This is a genomic window from Curvivirga aplysinae, from assembly GCF_009711445.1.
Classification (GTDB): Bacteria; Pseudomonadota; Alphaproteobacteria; order UBA8366; family Aestuariispiraceae; genus Curvivirga; species Curvivirga aplysinae.
Genome location: NZ_SMMC01000185.1, coordinates 23,691 through 32,927 on the forward strand (window position 1 = coordinate 23,691; position 9,237 = coordinate 32,927).

Sequence of the window (9,237 nt, forward strand, 5' to 3'; positions counted from 1 at the left end):
AAATCATTGTCCTTCACTACCAAGTGTCCAATTCAAATTGGGGCCACCTGCTAATTCAACAACCAAGCGATAAGCTGCGATTAGTTGCTCATCTCCATCTTCGTCAGGATTATCCGAAACTGTATATTGGGGCTGAATACCACCATTAACCGTCCGACCCGACGGTGTAAAATAAAGAGCTGTCGTAAGCTTCACACCACCTTCATATAATGGGAAAACAGACTGGACGGATCCCTTGCCGAATGTTGCCTGCCCTAAAAGAGCAGCACGCTCATGGTCTTGCAATGCACCAGCAACAATCTCCGACGCAGAAGCCGACCCCTCATCGATTAACACCACCACAGGCTTACCATCTGCGACCTCACCATATCCCGCATCAAAACTATTTTCACCATCTCGTTCCCTAGTACTAACAACTAGTTTTTGAGATAGGAACGCACTACTAACGCTTACAGCTTCTGTTAACAAACCACCGGGATTCTTACGCAAATCAAGAACATAGCCGTAAAGTTTATCTTCACCAACCTGACGTTCAATATCATTGATAGCATCTGTAACCATATTACCGACACCTTCCGAGAAATTAGAAATTCGGATATAACCAACCTCTCCTTCGACTTCATAACGTACAGGATTTAACTCAATAATATCTCGACGAATGGATGCATTAAAACTTTCACTCTTTTCACGTTCTACAGTCACCACAACCGATGTTCCGACACGACCACGAAGCAAGTTTATAGATTCTTGCATGGATAAATCTGCCAATGACTTACCATCCGCATGGGTAATGACATCACCTGGCAATATCCCAACCTGATCAGCAGGACTACCTTCAAAGGGGGAAACAACTAACAATCCTTTTTCATGATTTGAAATTTGTATCCCTAAACCTGCATAAGCACCTCGTGTTTGCTCCATAAAAGAGCGATATGCTTTTGCATTCATATAAGTACTATAATCATCAAGCGAAGCCAGCATCGACTGTGTTGCAACCTCATCAAAGGTATCACGATCCATACTGCCATCATCTGCTGCATGGGCTTGAACCCCATCAATAGCCGCCAACAACAATGCTTGGCCATCCACTTCATACACATATTGATCTTGAATGTTGCGATAAATAATCGGAAATAAATTCAGGTCATATCCTTCAAGAGAGTTGTCAGATAATATGTTGCCATGATCATGCGCAGTTTGAACCAATTGGGCGGTCACACGTTTTGCCTCTTTATTTGGTTCATAGAGTGGCTTTACACAACTTGCGACAAGCACCGCAATAATAGTTAGTGCCAGCCAAGAAATCGCATTGTTATGTTTTTTAAAAAAGCGCGCAGACAAGGGTCATACCTCAAAAGAAATATATGTTAACATTATTAATATAATGCACAGCAAGAATTCTGCCAGTTTTTAAAAGAGATATTTAAAGTTTCATGATTTCTGCTGAAATTTGCTCGACAACTGATTGCCAATCTCCACGAGATTCTTGGCGATAAAGCTTGACTGATTGATACCAGTAACTTTCCGCCCCCTCCAGTTCCCAGCGCCATTCCGGCACATATTTCAGCATAATCCAACTATCACACCCCAAAGCACCTGCAAGATGCGCCGTTGCCGTATCTGATGTCAGCACCACATCCATCAACATCATAACCGCCGCTGTGTCCGTAAATGCATGACCATCTTTATCGAGCTCGTTTCCTAAATCAATTACGTTATCAGGCAATGTCATTCCTTCGAAGCGATCTCGACCATCCTCCATTTGTAAGATGTAAAAAACAGCTTTATCTGTATTGAATAAGGGCAATACATCTCTAAAAGACATAGACCGACCTTGTTCCGCAGGAGAATTAGGGTCCCCTTGCCAAACCAAACCAATTTTTTTTCTAGCGGTAAATTTTTCTAACGTCTTCCCGGCTAAGTATGTTGCCCAATTAATCTTATCGGATGCATCTACGTTAAGATACTGATGAGAATATTGTACCTTAATGCTCTCTTTATTAAGCCCTAAAACTAAAGGTAAGCTCATCATCGGTATAGCTATTTCCGCGGAAGACGCATGACTCAAATCATCATATATTTGGCAATCCGAAATTTGTGACGACAATAATTTCTGCAATTTAGGGCGCAAACGTAACGCAACCGATTTTGCCAATGACTTAACCTCAGGGATAAATCGGCTAAATTGTATGCAATCCCCAAACCCTTGCTCATCAAAGATAAGTATATCTTTGCCTCTAATATGGTCACCAAATTGCCACAGAGGACAAGGGAGCTTTACCTTATCTTCTAATCGTTGTTGCCAACGACTTTCATAGTCCAAAAAACCATTTTCTAAATCTCCTTGCATCAAACGATTTTGTGAAAGTGCAAATCGCGCAACAAGATTGTCAGGTGAATTTTGCAGCTCCTCCATCAGTAAAGCATCAGATCTAAAAAGCATTTTGGAATTTCGATATGCGAAGGCGAGAGGCAACCGAGTTTCTTTGATAAGTTGTGAATCCGTTAATGTCATTTCATATGCGGAAATTGCTGCTTCCAAATCACCTATTTCATGAAAAGCATGACCAAGCCATTTATATAGCGTTAAATGACCAGGATAAGCCGCAATAGCTTCTTCCAAATGCGGAATCGCTAATTCGAATAATCCAAGCTGCACCTCCAATGCGCCCTGCTGCAAAAGAACCAGAGGGTGATCTGATTGCAAGTCTGATAGAGTGTTGACAGCCTCCAACGCCTCCTCAATCTCTCTTGCTAACAAATGCATTTTTATTTCCAAAGACAGAATTTCTACAGTCTGCCCCCAACGCTGAACTGCAAGCGTAAGAAGGGTCTTTGCTTGTTCCAATTGCCCATCATCTAAAGATTGATTTACAGTTTCTAATACTTTTCCCGGCGTCAGGCTCATTTTGAATTTTATCCAGACTGAATTCTGCTTTGCGTTATCTACAAATCAGACTAGGCTGTTTTGCGTCCAGCCCGCAAGATGCGGGCCTTTCATTTTGCAGAAAAAAGCTTGGTAGGGAAAATAAAATGACCTTAACGGCACCTGTCTCTTGGGGTGAACTTATCGATAAAATAACTATTCTTGAAATCAAGTTGGAAAACATGACTGATCCTGAAAAACTTGCGAATGTAAAACACGAACTTGATGTTTTAAGCAAAACTCGGGATAATTACGCCTTACCTGCAGGCTTAAAGGATCTAACGGCCCAGTTAAAAGATATAAATCAACAATTATGGAATATTGAAGATGATATTCGTGATCAGGAGCGCCAAAAGGATTTTGGTGAGAAATTTATAGACTTGGCGCGATCCGTCTATTTCACGAATGATAAACGAGCTGCACTCAAAAAAGAAGTAAATATCTTAATGGGCTCTGATGTTGTTGAAGAGAAGTCATATCAAGATTACGAGTAATTCTAGAATAAATTAAACGGCTTTACGAATTAAAGTCATCCCATCACCAATAGGAATAGTAGAAATTTCAACATCTTTTTGTTGGGCGGCAAAGTCATTAAACTTACGTACGGATACAGTTAAATTTTCACTATTTTCTGGATCAGCGACTTTGCCATACCACAGAACATTATCCATAATCAAAAGTCCACCGGGACGTAAAAGCTTCATTGCCTGCACGTAGTAAGAAATATAGCTGCCTTTATCCGCATCCACAAAAATCATATCGACTGTCTCACCGAGCCCCTCTATTTCCCACTGAAGAAAAGCATCCTTGGCCAATTCGTATCGCATATCGATTTTGTCCAGCAACCCCGCCTCAGCCCAATATCGATGTTGGATATCCATATGACGAATATCATGATCACATGCATATAGTTTACCATCTTCCGGTAAGGCGGCGGCAAGTACAGCCGCACTATACCCTGTAAAAACACCAATCTCGATCGCTGTTTTTGCACCCAGCAATTTCACAAGCATCCGCATCAATGCGCCTTGTTCTGGCGTTATCTGCATCCGACCGGCTGGATGTTTCGCTGTTTCCTCACGAAGTCTCACAAGATAATCCGGTTCACGAACTGACTTTTCGCGAATATATTCCAATACCGGATTAGCCGGATCAAACATATCATATGTTTTATCAGCAGACATTTTGTAAAACCTGTTTCGTATTTAAACTTTAGCGCGTTTCGATGCGCCTGTTATCATACGCCACGGTCTGCCGTCAATTGCAGCCAACCCCAAAGCAATCATCGCCATTCCTAAAAAATGTTTTAACGCTAATACCTCGCCCAAGAATGCAGTACCTAAAATAACCGCACTTACAGGCACTAACAAAGTCACCAACATCACATTTGTCGCACCTGCTGCAGCTAAAATTTTGAAAAACAGAAGATACGCCAATGAGGTTGCTGCCACGGCCAAAAAAACAATCGCTAAACGGGTTTCCATACCTGGCATGGCAAGCGACAGAGGTTGATCTAAATAAAAAGTGATAGGCAAAAGAATGAGGCTAGACGCGGTTAACTGTCCTGTCGCCGTAACTATCGGAGCCGTCCCCATTCTCTTAAAACGACGTCCCCATACACCCGAAAAAGCATAGCTTAAAGTCGCGCCGACAATCGCTAATTGCGCCCATACAGCTGTGCCTAAATCTCCCAATGCATCCATACCAATCATCATGGCTACACCTGTGAAGCCAATAAAGACACCCAACATTTTATTAGGACTCATTTTTTCATCTGCTGTCAGGAAATGAGCAACTACCACTGTGAAAATAGGTGTCGCAGCATTTAGAATTGAGGCAAGACCTGAAGCAATATGTGCCTGCCCCCAGACAATTAAAGAGAAAGGAATAGCATTATTAAGTAATCCCATACCAAAAAAGGCAATCCAATGTCTTAAATCCATTGGCATGGAATTCCCCATCAATTTTAGAATGACAAATAAAGTCATAGCCGCAATCGCCACACGTAAATTCACAATTGTGAAGGTTGGCAGTTCCTGTACTGCGATACCAACAGTAAAGAAAGACCCGCCCCAAAGGATGGAGAGCAAGATCAGCATCCCCCATTCCTTAGACCCCATATGTGTATTTACGGCTGCTGACGAATTCATTTTAATCTCTTTCATTGACGGAAATATGTAATGTTACGTCTTAACAGAAGAGCTGCACTATCCTCATTCCGTTTCTTGGTAGCAAAAGCAAAAATATTTGCCAAACATACTATTTGTTAAATGAAACCTAAAAAGCAGAGATATTAAAATCCCCATTCCCCATCAGGTCGGAAGCAAACATTAGCGTTTTTCTTTTCACGCGCCCCCTCTTTACTAACGACTTCAACCTCTAAGGTGCGACATGTTGTGTTGCCTGATATTTTTTGCGTCACAGTTTTACCTTCGGCCGCCCCTATATCCGCGTTGTTTTCATCCGTTGTCACAACCAAACTTTTATTCACATAACCAATAATGACCCCGTAACGCTCAACTAAAATCCATTCTTCATCTTGAACAGCGCCTACGGCACGAAATACATCCCCTTCTCGCAGCCAAGCCGTCACCCGACCAGTTGTTTTTGGTGATGTGCGTACATTTGTGTTTTGGGTAACAGTATACAACGCCCCTAGAAATTGAATATCCTTAGGAAATTGAACATTTTCGGCAAAGATTAGATCATACGTTTTCTGTTCGACCCGCGTATTAAGCGGCGTCATCGTAACTGTTGCACCAGTTTGTTCACTGGTCCATTCTTTACCCTCGCCATCAACATTAGTTTCTAAAACAGTTTTTCCTTCTTTTCGGATTTCTTTCTTATCATCTTCTGAAAAGGCATCTGCATAAACTTCATTAAACCATTCCTTAGAATCTTGATAAGCTTGCTGAGCGTCCGTTTTAACCTGCTCCCATGCCTCATTGATATTCTGTTTTGTCTGACATCCTGATAATATCGCCAAGAATACAACAACTCCCAATCGTAATGGCTTAAACATATTAAAACCCTGTTCTTAACTATAACCAAAAGAGGTATCTAAATAAGCAGATTCGAAGATATAAGTCATCCAATCAATAACGGAATATTTTTCTTCCAATAGTCCACGAACTGGTTATAGGATAATGGGAAATGAAAGTTAGAAGATCATGAAAGATCAATTTAGTCTCCTCGGGAAAACTGCTGTTATTACGGGTGGAAGCCGCGGCATAGGCAAAGCAATAGCAGAAGAATTCATACAGCGCGGCGCGAATATTGCCATTGCAGGTCGCGATCAATCATCCTTGTCTAAAGTCGCAGACGAATTGAAATATCATGATGCAGGTATCTCCATACATTCCCTTGATGTCTCAGATAGTGCAGCCGTTGAATTATTCAAAAATGATGTTCTATCAACCCATGGCAAAGTTGATATTCTTGTAAATAATGCTGGAATTAGTCCTGTCTATATGAGTACGGAACGGATTAAGGATGAAGATTGGCAAAAACTGGTTAATGTAAATTTAGGTGGTGTTTTCAATTGTAGCAGAACATTTGGCTTGGCCATGTTGGAAAACCAATCTGGAAGCATCATCAATATATCTTCAATAGCAGGACATGTTGGCCTCGCAAAACAAGCTGCCTATGCGGCAACAAAAGGGGGTGTAGAGCAACTTACAAAGGGAATGGCTCTAGATTGGGCAAATAAGGGTATCCGCGTAAATGCAATCGCGTATGGGTTCGTCGAGACGGATTTAACCCAAGGGTTACGGGCACATGAAACATTATCCAAGCGCTTGTTGGATAAAACACCAATGGGACGCTTTGCCCGCATAGAAGAAACAACCGGCGCTGCGGTATTTCTTGCATCCAATGCTTCCAGTTATGTAACCGGCAGCAGCATCATAGTTGATGGTGGATGGACAGCAGAGTAATTCTCAAAACGTTCTTAAGCATTTTTTTGTATATGCATCCTAATCCTTTTCTATTGTTTATCCATTTATGAAGATTTATTACTATGAGGATAATAAAGGGATACTATATATGGCCGAGAAATTAATCGGGTTATCAGATAATGCGAAAAGCAAACTGATTACAAGTGGAGTGCTTTGGCAAAAGAAAGTTTCAGACTCCGAAGAGTATATTGGACGGTTCTTCACTCCCTCTTTGTTATCTTCCGACGACCTCGTCTACAAACAACATAAAGCAGCTTATACAGCTTGGCTTGAGGCTAAAGCTGATCGACTGCTACCTTGTCGAAAGGATTTGGACCCTCTCAAAATGCCCCAAGCACTTGGCGATTTGATCTTGCTTAAACCCGAAGAAAAGAACGGTAAGCAAGATTTTCTATTTCGTCTCTATGGCACCAATATCGCGCGACGTTTTGGTAGTGATATGACTGGGAGATATGTTTCTGACTTTCAAACAGAACCACCGAAAGCCATGGCGGAACAATATATACGGCTTCTGACTGAACGTTTACCTCTTTATGGTGAACATGACGCCCCACCAGAAATATCATCCATGGTTCGATGGTGTCGACTTGTCCTTCCTTTTTGTGAAGACGCTAAGAATGAAGATTATACAATTACTCGCATTTTGGTATGCAACATCCCTGTCGACCAGCCAATAGATCACTAATTTGTATTCTTAGAACATTCACAATTATCTTTTCCCGGCACGGGGTCATATCCACTCCCACCCCATGGATTACACCTTCCGATACGTTTTAAGGCCAGCCACCCGCCTTTAAAAGGTCCATGAATATCTAAAGCTTCCAACGCATATTCTGAACAGCTAGGCATATATCGGCAATTACGTCCCATAAAGCTGGATAAGGTATAGCGGTATAAAAGCACCAACCCTTTGAGGGAATATAACACCACGTTGCGAAAGAATAACATTTAGGAAACGCTCATATTTGCTTTAATCTCAGCAATTGCCTTTTCCACGGCTTTAAAAGGTAAAAGAATAGAGGCATGACGAGATTTATGCGCCCTTGCTGGCATCAATGCTTCTAATTCAGCCCATTTGCCTTGAGGCGCATCCCCCTCCTTCTTCAGCATTGCTTCGACTTGTTGACGTAAAACTGTGGCTTCTTCTGCAGATGTGCCTTGGATATGTTTCGCAACGATGGCCGCAGAAGATTTACCAAGCGCACAAGCCCGCACCTCCTGCCCATAGGCAGTTACGCAATCTTCTGTAGGGGAATAATTCAAGTCCACTTTGACACGGCTTCCACAAAGAGGGCTGTCTACAGTCACAGTTGTATCCGGCGCCTCTAAACGGTCCACATCCACCAACCCAGCGGCAAGTTTCAAAATTTGCTCATTATAAAGATCGTCCGACACCATCTTTGTCCTTTACGATTAATATCAAATTCTATCCATGTTTAAGGGAATGACGCGGTTAGAAAAATCCGTGTCTTTCCCAATATTGACAATGTCCGTCCAGTGGGCCTATATGCCGCATAAATATTATATATAGAACTGGATCTAAGACTGCCAAGTTCCAATTTACATGATTTTGTCTTATCAGAAATGATTACATGATCAGAAACTATGGTATTCGGTAAAGCTGTGTTTCCATATTTGCAATAGTCATCTATTGAAAAAACGGCCATAGATACCGATATGGATTTAAGTATGATATCTATATAAAGGATATCACTAAACTAAAGTTAGAAAGATAAGGTCTGCCCCATGCAAGACGCATTGAAGAAACCAGAACTTGTTGTTGATCGTCCTTCCCGTGACGAGGCCGAAGAAGCTGTTCGGACACTTTTGGCTTGGACAGGTGACGATCCAACCCGCGAAGGCCTATTGGACACACCAGCACGTGTGGTACGCGCTTACGAAGAATATTTTGCTGGTTACCAGAATGACCCGGTAAAAGTATTGCAACGTACTTTTGAAGAAACAGATGGTTATGATGAGATTGTAATGCTTCGTGATATTCCATTTGAATCTCATTGTGAACATCATATTGCACCGATCATCGGTACCGCACATGTAGCCTATTTACCAGATAGCCGTGTTGTTGGTATTTCCAAATTAGCACGTGTTGTGGAAATTTTTGCCAAACGTCTGCAAACACAGGAAATCATGACTGTTCAAGTTGCAGATGCCATTCAGGAAGCCTTACAGCCACAAGGTGTTGCTGTCGTTATTGATGCTGTGCACCAATGCATGACAACTCGTGGTATTCAAAAACAAGGTGTCGCAACTGTTACATCTCGTATGACCGGTGTTTTCCGCTCTCAACCAGAGACACGCCGCGAATTTCTGGCGATGATTAAATAAAATCATCCC

General features: G+C 41.9%; 11 protein-coding genes. 4 read left to right on the forward strand and 7 right to left on the reverse strand.

What is annotated here, in order from left to right; genetic code table 11:
* Nucleotides 1-3: 3 nt before the first annotated feature.
* Together E1160_RS10230 and E1160_RS10235 are read right to left on the reverse strand one after the other, a co-directional pair.
* Nucleotides 4-1,341 (reverse strand): S41 family peptidase, encoded by a 1,338-nt coding sequence (locus tag E1160_RS10230; protein ID WP_155155057.1) that lies wholly within the window; start codon nucleotides 1,339-1,341, stop codon nucleotides 4-6.
* 82 nt (nucleotides 1,342-1,423) lie between these two features.
* Nucleotides 1,424-2,908 carry a tetratricopeptide repeat protein gene (locus E1160_RS10235; protein ID WP_155155058.1) on the reverse strand — a complete coding sequence of 495 codons (1,485 nt, stop codon included), beginning with the start codon at nucleotides 2,906-2,908 and terminating at the stop codon, nucleotides 1,424-1,426.
* Between the two features lie 125 nt (nucleotides 2,909-3,033).
* Between E1160_RS10235 and E1160_RS10240 the strand changes: the two genes are divergently transcribed.
* Nucleotides 3,034-3,420: a DUF6165 family protein gene (locus E1160_RS10240; RefSeq protein ID WP_155155059.1), complete on the forward strand. Its 387-nt coding sequence runs from the start codon at nucleotides 3,034-3,036 to the stop codon at nucleotides 3,418-3,420.
* Nucleotides 3,421-3,432: 12 nt separating this feature from the next.
* Here E1160_RS10240 and E1160_RS10245 read toward each other — a convergent pair whose 3' ends face one another.
* The 3 genes from E1160_RS10245 to E1160_RS10255 all read right to left on the reverse strand — a co-directional run bounded on the left by E1160_RS10245 (nucleotide 3,433) and on the right by E1160_RS10255 (nucleotide 5,948).
* Nucleotides 3,433-4,110, reverse strand: coding sequence for a class I SAM-dependent methyltransferase (locus E1160_RS10245; RefSeq protein WP_235914101.1), 678 nt, complete (start codon nucleotides 4,108-4,110; stop codon nucleotides 3,433-3,435).
* Between the two features lie 21 nt (nucleotides 4,111-4,131).
* Nucleotides 4,132-5,076, reverse strand: coding sequence for a DMT family transporter (locus E1160_RS10250; protein WP_235914102.1), 945 nt, complete (start codon nucleotides 5,074-5,076; stop codon nucleotides 4,132-4,134).
* A 143-nt stretch (nucleotides 5,077-5,219) separates the two neighbouring features.
* Complete coding sequence (locus E1160_RS10255; protein ID WP_155155060.1) at nucleotides 5,220-5,948, reverse strand: SH3 domain-containing protein; 729 nt, start codon at nucleotides 5,946-5,948, stop codon at nucleotides 5,220-5,222.
* Nucleotides 5,949-6,096: 148 nt separating this feature from the next.
* Here E1160_RS10255 and E1160_RS10260 point away from each other — a divergent pair, with 148 nt between their 5' ends.
* Together E1160_RS10260 and E1160_RS10265 are read left to right on the forward strand one after the other, a co-directional pair.
* Complete coding sequence (locus E1160_RS10260) at nucleotides 6,097-6,861, forward strand: SDR family NAD(P)-dependent oxidoreductase (RefSeq protein ID WP_155155061.1); 765 nt, start codon at nucleotides 6,097-6,099, stop codon at nucleotides 6,859-6,861.
* Nucleotides 6,862-6,970: 109 nt separating this feature from the next.
* Nucleotides 6,971-7,567: a PAS domain-containing protein gene (locus tag E1160_RS10265; protein ID WP_218048837.1), complete on the forward strand. Its 597-nt coding sequence runs from the start codon at nucleotides 6,971-6,973 to the stop codon at nucleotides 7,565-7,567.
* Here E1160_RS10265 and yidD read toward each other — a convergent pair.
* Nucleotides 7,564-7,830: a membrane protein insertion efficiency factor YidD gene (gene yidD / locus E1160_RS10270; RefSeq protein ID WP_155155063.1), complete on the reverse strand. Its 267-nt coding sequence runs from the start codon at nucleotides 7,828-7,830 to the stop codon at nucleotides 7,564-7,566. The genes E1160_RS10265 and yidD overlap by 4 nt on opposite strands.
* Nucleotides 7,831-8,280, reverse strand: a complete 450-nt coding sequence (locus E1160_RS10275) for an iron-sulfur cluster assembly scaffold protein (RefSeq protein ID WP_155155064.1) — start codon at nucleotides 8,278-8,280, stop codon at nucleotides 7,831-7,833. It abuts the gene before it with no gap.
* Between the two features lie 348 nt (nucleotides 8,281-8,628).
* On the opposite strand from E1160_RS10275, the gene folE reads away from it, so the two are divergent.
* Nucleotides 8,629-9,228 carry a GTP cyclohydrolase I FolE gene (gene folE / locus E1160_RS10280; protein ID WP_155155065.1) on the forward strand — a complete coding sequence of 200 codons (600 nt, stop codon included), beginning with the start codon at nucleotides 8,629-8,631 and terminating at the stop codon, nucleotides 9,226-9,228.
* Nucleotides 9,229-9,237: the final 9 nt, after the last annotated feature.